This is a genomic window from Bradyrhizobium sp. 141 (genome assembly GCF_023074055.1).
GTDB lineage: Bacteria > Pseudomonadota > Alphaproteobacteria > Rhizobiales > Xanthobacteraceae > Bradyrhizobium.
This window is the reverse complement of the sequence record NZ_JADPKR010000089.1, coordinates 1-1014: the sequence shown is the minus strand read 5'-3', so window position 1 is coordinate 1014 and position 1014 is coordinate 1. Positions and strand designations below refer to the sequence as shown.

Sequence of the window (1014 nt, the reverse complement as noted above, 5' to 3'; positions counted from 1 at the left end):
ATCGCCAACGGCGTGCAGGTGCTGCAGGCCGCCAACACCGGCATCACCTCGCTGCAGAAGCTGATCGACAGCGCCAAGTCGATCGCCAACCAGGCGCTGCAGACCACCGTCGGCTACTCCACCAAGTCGAACGTCTCCACCACCATCTCGGGTGCGACGGCGGCCGACCTGCGCGGCACGACCAGCTTCGCCAGCGCGACCGCGAGCAGCAACGTCGTGTATAGCGGCGCTGCCGGCGGCACCACGGCGGCAAGCGGAACCACGACCCTCGGCGCCACCCTCGGCACCTTCACGGGCACCGCGGCAACGGCCGGCGACGGCACCGCGGCCCTGACCGGCACCATCACCCTGATCGCCACCAACGGCACGACCGCCACCGGCCTGCTCGGCAATGCCCAGCCCGCCGACGGCGACACGCTGACCGTGAACGGCAAGACCATCACGTTCCGCTCGGGTTCTGCTCCGGCGTCGACCGCGGTTGCGTCCGGCTCGGGCGTCAGCGGCAACCTCGTCACCGACGGCAGCGGCAACTCCACGGTCTATCTCGGTACCGCGGGCACCCCGGCTGCGACCGTCAACGATCTGTTGACCGCGGTCGATCTGGCCAGCGGCGTCAAGACGGCATCCATCACCGCCGGTGCTGCGACGCTCGCCACCAGCTTCAACCAGACCGCTTCGAGCGTTGGTGCGGGCGCCGTCACGCTGAAGAGCTCGACGGGTGCTGACCTGAGCGTCACCGGCAAGGCCGACCTGCTCAAGTCTCTCGGCCTGTCCACGTCTGTGGGCGGCGGCAACGCCACCGTGAGCGTCAACCGGACCACGAGCGCGGGCTCGCTCGGTGCGACGATCGCGGACGGTTCGACGCTGAACGTCGACGGTCACGTCATCACCTTCAAGAACGCGCCGATCCCGGGTTCGACCGGTGCTCCGAGCGTTCCGAGCGGGTATGGTACGAGCGGCAACGTCCTCACTGACGGCGCCGGCAACTCGACGGTCTACCTGCAGGGCGGCACG

General features: G+C 69.3%; 1 protein-coding gene. It reads left to right on the top strand.

Annotated features, from left to right (window positions below):
* Positions 1–1014: DUF1522 domain-containing protein (locus IVA81_RS27020; protein ID WP_247323633.1), on the top strand; the 1014-nt coding region annotated here is incomplete at both ends.